9 protein-coding genes and 1 riboswitch are annotated in these 12,413 nt (G+C 34.3%); all 9 genes read left to right on the top strand.

The window, feature by feature from the left end; genetic code table 11:
- Window positions 1-10: 10 nt before the first annotated feature.
- The 9 genes from rluF (at window position 11) to cobT (ending at window position 12,410) form a co-directional block, all read left to right on the top strand.
- Window positions 11-1,351: a 23S rRNA pseudouridine(2604) synthase RluF gene (gene rluF / locus BM183_RS09190; protein WP_091686324.1), complete on the top strand. Its 1,341-nt coding sequence runs from the start codon at window positions 11-13 to the stop codon at window positions 1,349-1,351.
- 87 nt (window positions 1,352-1,438) lie between these two features.
- Entirely contained in the window at window positions 1,439-3,397 is a 1,959-nt protein-coding gene (gene ligA / locus BM183_RS09185) for an NAD-dependent DNA ligase LigA (protein ID WP_091686322.1), read from the top strand.
- 752 nt (window positions 3,398-4,149) lie between these two features.
- Window positions 4,150-5,454: a L,D-transpeptidase gene (locus tag BM183_RS09180; protein WP_170847944.1), complete on the top strand. Its 1,305-nt coding sequence runs from the start codon at window positions 4,150-4,152 to the stop codon at window positions 5,452-5,454.
- 251 nt (window positions 5,455-5,705) lie between these two features.
- Window positions 5,706-6,611 (top strand): homoserine O-acetyltransferase MetA, encoded by a 906-nt coding sequence (metA, locus tag BM183_RS09175; protein ID WP_091686318.1) that lies wholly within the window; start codon window positions 5,706-5,708, stop codon window positions 6,609-6,611.
- Window positions 6,612-6,645: 34 nt separating this feature from the next.
- The gene (locus BM183_RS09170; RefSeq protein WP_091686316.1) at window positions 6,646-7,503 is read left to right on the top strand and encodes an AAA family ATPase; all 858 of its coding nucleotides are present in this window, start codon (window positions 6,646-6,648) and stop codon (window positions 7,501-7,503) included.
- Window positions 7,504-7,933: 430 nt separating this feature from the next.
- Window positions 7,934-8,175: riboswitch (cobalamin riboswitch) on the top strand.
- 39 nt (window positions 8,176-8,214) lie between these two features.
- The gene (locus tag BM183_RS09165) at window positions 8,215-9,222 is read left to right on the top strand and encodes an ABC transporter substrate-binding protein (RefSeq protein ID WP_091686314.1); all 1,008 of its coding nucleotides are present in this window, start codon (window positions 8,215-8,217) and stop codon (window positions 9,220-9,222) included.
- Window positions 9,223-9,320: 98 nt separating this feature from the next.
- On the top strand, window positions 9,321-10,409 hold the full coding sequence (locus BM183_RS09160; RefSeq protein ID WP_091686312.1) for a FecCD family ABC transporter permease: 1,089 nt from the start codon (window positions 9,321-9,323) through the stop codon (window positions 10,407-10,409).
- A complete protein-coding gene (locus BM183_RS09155; protein WP_242960951.1) occupies window positions 10,406-11,224 on the top strand; it encodes an ABC transporter ATP-binding protein in 819 nt (272 codons plus the stop codon). The genes BM183_RS09160 and BM183_RS09155 overlap by 4 nt, the downstream gene beginning before the upstream one ends.
- A 133-nt stretch (window positions 11,225-11,357) precedes the next feature.
- Window positions 11,358-12,410 (top strand): nicotinate-nucleotide--dimethylbenzimidazole phosphoribosyltransferase, encoded by a 1,053-nt coding sequence (gene cobT, locus BM183_RS09150; RefSeq protein ID WP_091686311.1) that lies wholly within the window; start codon window positions 11,358-11,360, stop codon window positions 12,408-12,410.
- Window positions 12,411-12,413 lie beyond the last annotated feature (3 nt).

The following is a 12,413-nucleotide window of genomic DNA, read 5'->3' as shown; positions in this document are numbered from 1 at the left end:
GGAGTCATCTATGGCAAAAAGAACCAAAAAATTAATGGAAATCAATCAAACAGAAGTACCTGTTCGATTAAATAAATTTTTAAGTGATGCAGGAATTTGTTCAAGGAGAGAAGCAGATGAGCATATAGCTGCAGGTCATGTAACGGTAGATGGCATAACTGCTGCTATGGGAACAAAAGTAAGTAAAGGTCAGAAAGTTACATTTCAAGATAAGATTATAACCAAGGATGAACAATTAGTTCTTATTGCTTTTAATAAGCCGAGAGGCATTGTTTGTACCACGGACCGTTCCGAAAAAGATAATATTGTAGATTATATTAATTATAAAAAAAGAATCTATCCCATTGGAAGACTGGATAAAGATTCAGAAGGCTTAATTTTACTAACTAACGACGGAGATATTGTAAATAAAATATTACGTGCCGGAAATAACCACGAAAAGGAATATATAGTTACAGTTAATAAGCCAATAACCTCAGAATTTTTAAAAGAAATGTCGGAAGGCGTTCCCATTCTTGATACAATAACCAAACCTTGTAAGCTAAAAGGGGTAGATAAATTTACTTTTCATATTATATTAACTCAAGGCTTAAACAGACAGATTAGAAGAATGTGTGAATATTTTGATTATAAGGTATTAACTTTAAAAAGAATTCGAATTATGAATATCAATCTTGGTCATCTTCATATTGGAGATTATCGCAACGTGACAGAAAAAGAAATAGAGGGCTTAAAAGAATTGTTAAGTAATTCCGTAAATCAGCCTCTGTCAAAAGAAGAGTTAATAAATTTCTGGGGTGAAGACTCTAATGATGATATATATCTGGAAAGAAGTCAAATACAGAAAGATAAAAAATCTAAATACAGCAGAGTAAAGAAGGATACCCGTAAGGGTGGAGATATAAGGAATAAAACCCTTGTAAGCCATCGACGTAGTGAAAACAAAAGCTTATGGGAAGATAGGAGTAAACAAAAAAATTCATATGGCAATGATTCCTCTGATAATAAAAAGTCTATTGAAAAGAGGAATTCATATGAAACGAGAAATTCACATGGAATAAATAGTTCACGTGAAAGGAAGGATTCATATGAATCGAGAAACTCACGTGGAATAAATAGTCCACGTGAAAAGAATTCATATGAAACGAAAAATTCACATGGAAATGGTTCACGTGAAAAGAATTCATATGAAGCAAAAAAATCAGATAAAATAAAGAGTTATCATAAAGATAAAAAGCCATATGAAATGAAAAACACAACTGAAATCAAAAATAGAAATAGCCTGAAGGATGCAACTGGGCTAAAAAGAACATTTGAAAATAGAAAAAGCCATAGAAAGAGCGGCAGATAAAATAGAATAGGAATTAATTTTATTGCCCCATATAATTTGGTTGCAATGAAGTCCCTTAAGGTAAAATAATATGAATGAGGTAATATCATGGAAGATAAATTACATCAAATAAAAGAATTAGTGAATAAGCTAAACCTAGCCAGCAAAGCTTATTATCAAGAAGATAAAGAAATAATGTCTAATTATGAATATGATGCTCTTTATGATCAACTGGTTGAATTGGAGAAAGAAACAGGAATAGTTTTGTCCAATAGCCCAACCAGAACGGTGGGATACGAAATTCTTAGCGTATTACCAAAGGTCAGGCATGATGTACCCATGCTATCCTTAGATAAGACCAAAGATGTATTAGCATTAAAAAGCTGGTTAGGAAACCAAAAAGGATTATTATCCTGGAAACTGGATGGTCTTACCGTAGTTCTAACATATCAAAATGGTAAGTTGGAAAAAGCTGTAACCAGAGGTAATGGAGAAATTGGTGAAGTAATTACCAACAATGCAAAAGTATTTAAAAATCTTCCTATTACAATATCTTATACTGGCGAACTGGTTCTAAGAGGAGAAGCGGTTATTAAGTATTCTGACTTTGAGAAGATTAATAAGGAAATAGAAGACGTAGATGCCAAATACAAGAATCCAAGAAATCTATGCAGCGGAAGTGTCCGCCAGCTTAATAATGAAATTACTGCCAAGCGAAATGTACATTTCTTTGCATTTGGCCTGGTCAATACTAACGGAGATATTGATTTTAATAATTCCAGACAGGGACAATTACAATGGTTGACAAACTTAGGATTTGATACTGTTGAAAGTAAATTAGTTACAGAAGGCAACATTGAAGAAACTGTAGAGTGGTTCTCGGGGGAGATCACAAAGAATGACTTCCCATCAGATGGATTGGTTCTGATTTATGATGATATTAATTATGGCAGGTCTTTGGGAAGAACAGCTAAGTTCCCAAGAGATTCTATTGCATTTAAATGGATGGATGAGATACGGGAGACGACTTTAAAGGAAATTGAATGGAGTGCCTCAAGAACTGGTCTTATCAATCCCATTGCAGTATTTGAACCGGTAGAGCTGGAAGGAACTACAGTCAGCCGAGCTAGTATTCACAATATCAGCATTATGGAGTCATTGGAACTGGGGGTGGGAGATACCATTCAGGTTTACAAAGCCAACATGATCATTCCCCAAATATCAGAAAATCTAACCAGAAGCGGAAATATGGATATACCGGAGAAATGTCCTGTGTGTGGTGAGCCCACTAAAATTCATAATGAAAATGATGTGAAAGCTTTATATTGTGAGAATTCTGAGTGTCTGGCTAAAAAGATCAAATCCTTAACTCACTTTGTCAGCCGGGATGCAATGAATATAGAAGGGCTTTCGGAAGCTACTATTGAAAAATTGATAGCAAAAGGCCTCATACATGAATTAGCAGACCTATTTTACGTGGAAAAATACAAGGACGTTATTACAAAGATGGAAGGCTTTGGTGAAAAGTCATATCAAAACTTGGTGAAATCCATTGAAAAAGCCCGCCATGTATCTCCGGCCAAATTCTTATACAGCCTTGGAATATTAAATATTGGTTTATCCAATGCAAAACTTATTAGCAAAGAGTTTAATCATGACTTTGATAAAATCAGAAATGCTAGCAAAGAAGAACTTATGTCTATTCCCGGTATAGGAGACGTAATTGCGGATTCCTTTATAGAATTCTTTAGGGAGGAAAGAAATCAGAATATAGTCGATGATTTATTAAAAGTCATACTATTTGAAAAACAAGAAACAAACAGTGAAAATCTGACACTTGCAGGTAAAACATTTGTAATTACCGGTTCTGTTGAGCATTTTACAAATAGAAATGAAGTCAAAGAAGTAATTGAACAAAATGGTGGTAAAGTTACAGGATCAGTAACTACCAAAACAGATTATTTAATCAATAATGATATCCTTTCTAATTCCTCTAAGAACAAAAAGGCAAAAGAACTTGGTATTCCCATTATTACAGAAGAAGAATTTGTAAAAATGATTTCATAGGTGTTGATTTAAAACCATATAAATTATAAGGAATTGTTGATGTTAGTATATAAGTATGGACACGAAAAGTTTAACACCATAAAATGGTTTTAGTGTGCGTTAAATACTGTCCAAGAAGGGAATCGTTATACGGAAGAATTCAAACAAGATTGTACGAAAGAATTCAAACAATAGATCTATATAAATAATTTTAATTATAGCATGTATAACCAAGATGGTAGACAAAGTAGCAGGTTTTTTACATAAACAACCTGCTACTTTGTTTATTTAAATTAATTCGGTCCATTAATAATAAACATTGTGAATCCTATTAAAGGTGTTTTATGGAACATCTATAAAGAACATTATACATTTCCTTAAAAAGTTCAATTGTGATGTAGATGAAAAGTCTACTTATTTTGCTATTTATTGGATAATAGTGCGTAGAACATAGAAATTTAATGAAATATAACAACAATTTAATAAAATTGTAAATAAATTGTCTAAAAAATATATTATATCTATGTTAAACTTAATATAATGTACAAGTGACATAAATAAAATATAAAGAAAAATATAGGTGTATAATGGTAAAACAAATTTTAGAACAAAATAACAAAAAAAATATCAAAAAAAATTACAAAAAGAAATTATTCTTCCTTGGATTTACTGGATTATTATTATTATTACTTCTTGCATATTTAATTATTTCCTTTTATTATAAAGAACATTTTTATAATAAAATAATTATCAATGGTGTAAGAGTCTCCAATATGACCGTTGAGCAAGCTGAAAAAGCTATAAATAAAGAAGTGAGATCTTATTTATTACCCATAAACGGGAGAAATGATGTGAAGGATGTTATTTTTGGAGATGATATTAACTTACATGCCGTTTTCGATGGTAGTTTAAGTTCAGCATTGGAAGAACAAAATGGTTTTGATTGGCCCCTTTATTTTTTTAAGGCACATGAAATAGAAGTAAATGCTTTAATTGAGTTTGATGATGCATTGCTTCAAAAGAAGTTTGATAAACTAAAGTGTTTTTCAGATAAAAATATAATAGAACCCCAAAATGCACATATTTCAGAATACGGTGAAAATGGTTATGAAATATTGCCGGAAGAGCATGGTGCAAAGGTAAAAAAGGATGTATTATATGAAGCAGTTAAAAAGGCATTTGTAACACTAGAACCATCTTTATCTATTGAAGAAGTAAAAGCTTATGAAGAACCCAAAATTACTTCTCAAAACCCAAAATTAATAGCAGCTTTAAATGAAATGAATAAAATAGCAGGTAGTAAAATAACATATAATTTTGGGGAAGATACTGAAGTTTTAGATGGTAATAAGATCAGCGAATGGTTATCAGTTAATAAAAAATACGAGGTAAAATTAGACATAGAAAAGATTAAAGAATTTGTAGATTACATAGGTTGGGCATATAATTCATTCGGTAAGACCCGAACTTTTACCACTTCATACGGTGATGTAATTGAAGTTCGTGGTGGCGATTATGGCTGGTGGTTAAATAGAGGTAAGGAAACATCAGAATTAAGAGAGCTATTACTTGAAGGTAAACAATTAGTCAGAGAACCGGCATATTTTCAGACTGCCAGGCAATATGGAAAAGATGATGTGGGAGACACTTATGTGGAAGTAAATCTAACAGCACAACATTTGTTTTTCTACATGGAAGGAAAGTTAATTTTAGAAACTGATTTTGTATCAGGAAATCTAAGCAAGAATTATGGGACACCTACAGGTACTTATTCTATTACTTATAAGGAAACCGATGCTACTTTAAAGGGAGAAAATTATGCAACACCAGTAGACTACTGGATGCCATTTAATGGTAATATAGGTTTTCACGATGCACCCTGGAGAAAAGATTTCGGAAAAGATATTTATATGAAGCAAGGATCCCACGGATGTATTAACATGCCTCCGGCTGTAGCTAAGAAATTGTTTGAGAATATTAGCAAAGGAATACCTGTTATAGTTTATGAATTAAAAGGAACAGAAAGCTATAAGATAGATAATAATAAACTTAATATTGAAAATGGTAAGTTTAAATAATACAGCTATATGAAAGTTCCATAAAAATAGAATAGGTTAAAGCCAAAAGAGTTGTACTTCGGTATAACTCTTTTGTTGTGTAAAGCACTACTATATGATAAACTTAAACAAATATATAAGATTTGGTTTAGTGTTCATTTTAGACCAATCTAATAAAACAATAAGTATTATATTTGCAGATATTATGGTATTGAATTGTAAAACATGCTAGAATAATAAAAAAACATAATAATAGTAAAGATGGTGATGAGATGCCGATTAAAGTACAGAGCAATTTGCCGGCAAAAAAAATACTTGAGGATGAGAATATATTTATAATGGATGAGACAAGAGCCTTAACCCAGGATATTCGTCCTCTTAGAATTGCAATATTAAACCTGATGCCTTTAAAAGAAGACACAGAAGTTCAGTTACTTAGAAGTTTATCCAATACACCGCTGCAGATTGATATTACATTTTTAACTACCAGTTCTTATGTAGGTAAGAATACAGCAGCAAGTCATTTAGAAAAGTTTTACTTATCCTATGAAGATGTAAAGAATATTAAATTCGATGGTCTGATTATAACGGGTGCTCCAGTTGAGCAGATGGAATTTGAAGAAGTTGATTATTGGGATGAGCTAGTCAAGATTATGGAATGGTCCAAGAAAAATGTAACTTCAACTTTACATATATGCTGGGGTGCACAGGCTGGACTTTATTATCATTTTGGTATTCCAAAGTTGCCGTTGGATAATAAAATGTTTGGGGTATTTAAACATAAGGTACTGAATAGAAAAGTACCATTGGTGAGAGGGTTTGACGATATATTCTATGCCCCTCATTCCAGACATACTACCGTTTCAAGAGAAGCTATTGTGAATAATCCAAACTTAACAATATTAGCGGAATCTGATGAAGCTGGTGTATTCATTGCTATGGCAGATGAGGGCAGACAAATATTTGTCACCGGTCATCCGGAATATGACCGTGTTACTCTGGGCAAAGAATATAAAAGGGATAAAGATAAAGGATTGGACATTGAACTTCCTAAGAATTATTATCCGGAAGATAATGATGATGAAAAACCATACCTGGTATGGAGAGCACATGCCAATGCCATGTATACTAATTGGTTGAATTATTATGTATATCAGGTGACTCCTTATGAATTATAATTAGTTAATATCTAAAGTGAGATTGGAGAATTAGATGATTTATTTAAAGAGCTTTACCTTCCCAAATGCTGACATAGAATTTAACTTTTTTATGAATATACAAAGAACCTGCTATGATTCCTATTATCCCTTTAAGATACTATCGAAACATGACCTTGACAGACTGGATTTTGATACGGTTACCATATTATATGGAGGGAATGGCTCAGGAAAATCTACTGCACTAAATGTTATTGCAGAAAAGACAGGCATTTACCGTGATTCCATTTATAATAAATCCAATTTTTTCTCTGATTACGTGAATATGTGCGGTATGAATGTGGAGGAGGATATTTCAGACAACAGCAGAATTATTACAAGTGATGATGTATTTGATTATATGCTGAACATCCGTAATCTGAACGAAGGAATTGACCTGAAGCGGGAAAAGCTGTTTGATGAATACCTGGATGCGAAATATTCTCAATTTCAGATGAAATCATTAGCAGATTATGAGCGGCTGAAAAAAGTAAATAACTCCAGGCGGAAAACCCAGTCCCGCTATGTTCGAGGTGAATTAATGGATAATGTTCGTGAGTATTCCAATGGGGAAAGTGCATTTCTCTATTTCACTGAAAAAATCGGTGAAAATGGCCTTTATTTATTGGACGAGCCGGAAAATAGCCTTTCCCCAAAGCGACAAATGGAATTACTGAGCTTCATTGAGGATTCAGCCAGGTTTTTTGGGTGTCAATTTATTATATCAACACATTCACCCTTCCTGCTTTCCATGAGAGGAGCAAGAATTTATAACCTTGATGAAAATCCTGTTACCATTCAGCGTTGGACGGAGCTGGAGAATGTACGTGATTATTATGACTTTTTTAAAACACATGAAAAGGAATTTCAATAGGAGTGGGTTTCCTTACAGGCTCAATAGATAATTAAGTTCAGGCTTATTATAAAATATGCTTATTTAAGTGAGAAGATCAAATAAGAAAGATGGTTAGGATGAATATTGATAACCTTTAGTTATTATTTTAGACGTTGTGTATAATTTACCGACGTCTTTTTTGTATAATTGATTACAAGTTTTTACGACGTAAACCTCAAGGTTGAAAAATCCCATAACGCTGTAAAGTTTTTATGAACATAAGGTGTTTTATTCCAGGAATCTAAAAAAGCCTTGCTTGTCAAGGCTTTCATATTGTGCTTAAAAGTCTTTGAGAAACAGTGGATGGGAAATCATAAAGAGGTAAAAACGGCTATGCTCAAATAGTATAATAATGTAAAACGTAAATTTTTTCTAACTTGTATTATAATGGTATAACATATATAATATTAAAGTATCAATAGTATATGGTGCTTTGTAAAAAGTCAAAAGGGAATGTGGTTTAAGTCCACAACAGCCCCCGCTACTGTAATTGGTTTGAAAGCTGTATGTAATAGTCATTGGAGAAATGTATGAACACTCAATCACCTGCCGGAAGTATTGCTTCGATTGAGATAGATGCATTTATCTGAGAAGACTGCAGTAAGTAAGATAACCATAAGTCAGGAAACCTGCCATATATAATTTAACCGCTCATTTTCGGTGGGGAAAAGAGAGCAGAAGGAGAATATAATGAAATATTTGCGTAAAATTTTGGCTATATTATGCTGTATGACTTTAGTGTTTGGTCTTGTAGCATGTAATAGCAAGGCGGACAATGTTTCCAAGAATTCAGATGTCAACCCGGCAGGGACATCAGAGGAGAAAAGTTCAGAATTAACAACAACACCAGTTCCGGAAGTACCGGGATCATTACCTGAGGCAACGAAATATCCGGTTACAATTACTGATTCAGAAGGTACAGAGGTAACTTTTGATTCAGGACCTATTAAGGTTGTTTCAATGGCTCCAAACATTACAGAAACCGTGTATCAGCTTGAATTGGAAAGTAAACTGGTTGGGCGTACCGATTATTGCGACTTTCCAAAAGAGGCACTTAGTGTAGAATCAGTAGGTACCTTAACTAATCCTGATATTGAGAAGATTATCAGTTTAGAGCCGGATATCGTGATTGCATCAACCCATTTTAGTGAAGAATCAAATAAAAAATTAACTGATTTAGGTGTTAAGGTTATTGTTCTATACGCAGCAAATGATGTAGAGGGTGCTTATTCTATTATTGAAACGATGGGCACCATATTTAATGTAAATGAAGCGGCTGCAACGGCTGTTAAAGATATGCAGATGTCGATTGAAGAGACAAAAGCATTAATAAAAGGTCTGGATAAACCAAGTGTATATTATGTTGTAGGATTTGGAGAATATGGCGATTATACAGCAGGAGGAGATACATTCATAAGCCAGATGCTAACAGAAGCTGGTGGTAATAATATCGCCCAGGCTGTATCGGGATGGTCCTATACATTAGAAAGTTTGGTGGAAGCTGATCCGGATATTATCATAATATCGGAAGATATGAAGTCAGACTTTGAAACAGCAGAGAATTATAAAGATTTAACGGCTGTAAAGAATGGCCGCGTATATGGAATAGATAAAAATATAATTGAACGTCAGGGATACCGTAATGCAGAAGGACTGAGAACCTTAGCAGAAATTATGCATCCGGAAGCGTTTAAATAGTATAATCGGGTTTTGAACAGGATAGTCGGCAGATATCCTGTTCCAAGCCCTTTTGTTGTACCCAGATTTAAGAAAAAGATATAGAGGCAGAATACGATATGAAAACAAGTAAAGTAAAAAAGTTAGGAAAACATAGAAATAAAAATAATCTATGGCAACTAATTGTTCTTATATTTATATTAATTTTATGCATTGCTATTTCAGCTTCTTTTGGCTCCGCTGATTTATCTGTAACTGACAGCCTAAAGATAATCGCTTCCAGGATACCGTATTTGGGAAAATATATTAATTTGTCAGTGATTACAGAAGCCAATCCTAATTATCCTAAGATTGTATGGCAGATCAGAATGCCGAGAATTTTATTAGCTGGTTTTGCAGGTTGCGGTTTGTCAGTGGTTGGGGCTGCATTTCAGGGACTGTTTCGCAATCCCCTTGCAGATCCACATATTTTAGGAGTTTCTTCAGGAGCAGCAGTTGGAGCTACCATTGCCATGTTAAGCGGAATCGGATTTGGTTTCCTGGGCCTTGGAGTAATTGGAACCTTTGCATTTATTGGAGCCATCCTAACTGCTTTTATCGTGTACCGGTTATCTTGTGTAGGTAATAAACTTCCTGTAGTAAATATATTGTTAACAGGGACTGTGGTCAGCACTATGCTTTCCTCTATAATATCCTTATTAATGACATTCAATCATGATAAGATAGAAAAAGTATATTTGTGGACTATGGGCAGTTTCTCAGCGGCAACTTGGGATAAGGTGCTTTTTTTGGCAGTATTTACTGTTGCTTGTTGTGGTGTAATAACTGTATTCTCACGGGAATTAGATGTACTAACTACTGGAAATGATACGGCAGAAAGTTTAGGCATTAATACAGCCAGGATAAAGAAAATACTTATTATAGCGGCATCCCTTCAGGTTGGAGCCTGTGTATCGGTCAGTGGAATTATCGGATTTGTGGGACTTGTTATTCCACATTGTATCCGTATAATAAGTGGATCAAAACACAAAGTATTATTGCCCTTATCCGGATTAGGGGGAGCAATTTTTTTGATTATTTGCGATACCATTGCCCGTAATGCAGTGGCACCTTCTGAGATACCTGTAGGAGTTATTACTGCAATGTTAGGCACACCATATTTTATCTATTTGCTGCAACGCAATAAGAGAAGGGAGATGCTGCATTGAATAAGAATTTAAATAAAACAGAAGGAAAGGGAATTGTTGTAGAGTCACTTTCCTGGCATCCTCCCAAAAATGAAAAACCTGTTCTGAATAATTTAAACTGTTTGATTGAAAAAGGAAATATTTATGGCATTATTGGACCAAATGGTTCAGGAAAAACTTCCCTGGTGAAAAATATCCTTAGATTCATAGAACCAGAGGACGGTAATATCACACTGGATGAGATTAATCTTAAGCATTATAAAAGAAGAGACCTTGCAAAAAAGATAGCACTGGTTCCGCAAAACACGGTATTAGATAGTTCTTTTCGCACCTATGATATTGTAATGATGGGGAGAATACCTCATCAAAAGAGATTTGCCAATGCAAGTGAGACTGACAGTGATATGGTACAGAAAGCTATGCTGTTAACGGATTGCTATCAATTACAGGATAAAAGTGTTGCTACATTAAGCGGTGGTGAATCCCAGCGGGTTGTAACAGCCAGAGCCATAGCTCAGGATACGCAATGGCTGATTTTGGATGAACCAACTTCAAGTTTGGACATAAAGCATCAGCTAGAGCTTATGGATTCCCTTAAAAAGCTCAATGAAAAGAAAGGAAAAACAATTATTGCCGTACTACATGATATTAATATTGCAGCTGCATATTGTAATCGGATTATTATGATGAAGAATGGACAAATCCACAGTAACGGTAAGACGGAAGAGGTTCTCACAAAAGAGAATTTAAATAACGTCTATGAAGTGGATTTTGAAATTTTAGAAAATACCCGGACCGGAAAGAAATATTATGTACCATATGCCAATGATAGGTGAAAGCTATAAATTAAACAATGAGTAAGTAAATTAAATAATGAAGCCATATATTTAAGTAAAGGTGGAAGGTATGGATTTATATTGATCCATTATTACATTAAAAATAATGGTAACATTGGAGGATGTTTTATAAATGAATTATAAAGATGCGTTAAAAATAATTGAACCTCCGGACAAAGAGGCTATAGCATTATGTAAAAAACGTTGGGATAGCATTGCAAAGCCATTACATAGTCTTGGAAAACTGGAGGATGGTATTATACAAATTGCAGGCATAGCAGGTAAGGAACAAATAGATCTGGATAAAAAAGCACTTGTTATTATGTGTGCAGATAATGGAGTCGTTGAAGAAGGAGTTACACAATCCAGCAGCCAGGTTACCGCCATTGTTTCAGAGAATTTCATAGATATGAATTCCTGTGCATGTATAATGGCAAAACAAATCGGTGCAGCTGTTTTCCCAATTGATATGGGAATAAATAGGGATACAAAATTACCTAATAATAAAAAAATTGCATACGGAACTAATAATATACTGTATGGACCGGCAATGACGAGGCAACAGGCAATTCAAGCCATAGAAGTAGGAATAGATACCGTATTTGAGTTAAAAGAAAAGGGTTACAATATCATTGCTACCGGAGAAATGGGCATTGGAAACACCACCACAAGCAGTGCTGTTACTTCAGTATTGCTGGATCTGCCGGTGGAAATGGTCACCGGTAAAGGTGCCGGATTATCCAATGCAGGATTAGAAAGAAAAATAGAGGTAATCAGAAAGGCAATCGAAAGAAACAAGCCTCACAAGGATGATCCGATTGATGTACTTTCTAAGTTAGGTGGCTATGATATTGCAGGACTGGCAGGGGTATTTATTGGTGGTGCCGCTGCAAGAATACCCGTAGTTATCGATGGCTTTATTACATTGGCAGCAGCATTAATAGCTATAGGGATAGAGCCTAAGGTATATGATTTTATTATGCCATCCCATGTATCTAAGGAAAATGGGGGCAAAATTCTTCTGAATGCTATTGGTATGCAGCCATATATCACCTGTGATATGTGCCTTGGAGAAGGCACTGGTGCTATAACATTATTCCCATTATTAGATATGAGTCTTGCAGTGTACAAGCAGATGAGTACCTTTGACCAGATAAAAATAGATGCATACCAGCCCTTAAAGTAATGA

This window comes from Anaerocolumna aminovalerica (genome assembly GCF_900115365.1).
Taxonomy (GTDB): domain Bacteria; phylum Bacillota; class Clostridia; order Lachnospirales; family Lachnospiraceae; genus Anaerocolumna; species Anaerocolumna aminovalerica.
This window is presented reverse-complemented; position numbering and strand designations above follow the sequence as displayed.